This is a genomic window from Winogradskyella poriferorum (assembly GCF_050618035.1).
Classification (GTDB): domain Bacteria; phylum Bacteroidota; class Bacteroidia; order Flavobacteriales; family Flavobacteriaceae; genus Winogradskyella; species Winogradskyella poriferorum_A.
This window is the reverse complement of record NZ_JBODPY010000061.1, coordinates 1-257: the sequence shown is the minus strand read 5'-3', so window position 1 is coordinate 257 and position 257 is coordinate 1. Positions and strand designations below refer to the sequence as shown.

The 257-nt window shown below is 46.7% G+C and carries 1 protein-coding gene; it reads left to right on the top strand.

Going from position 1 to position 257, the window contains the following annotated elements; all coding sequences use genetic code 11:
* Window positions 1–257 (top strand): transposase (locus ACRHOC_RS14920; RefSeq protein WP_431159418.1); only part of this gene is annotated, 257 nt, incomplete at both ends.

Here is a 257-nt window from a genome sequence, read left to right as displayed (position 1 = left end):
AAAAATCACGTTACACCGACAGCCAGATCATGGCGATCCTTAAACAAGCCGAAGCAGGTACACCCATCCCTGAACTGTGTCGTGAACACGGCATGAGTTCAGCTTCATTCTATAAATGGCGCGCAAAATTCGGCGGTATGGATGCATCCTTGATGGCTCGCATGAAGGAGCTAGAGGAAGAAAACCGTCGTTTAAAGAAGATGTATGCAGAAGAGCGGCTCAAGGCGGAGATTGTTCAAGAAGCTTTACAAAAAAAG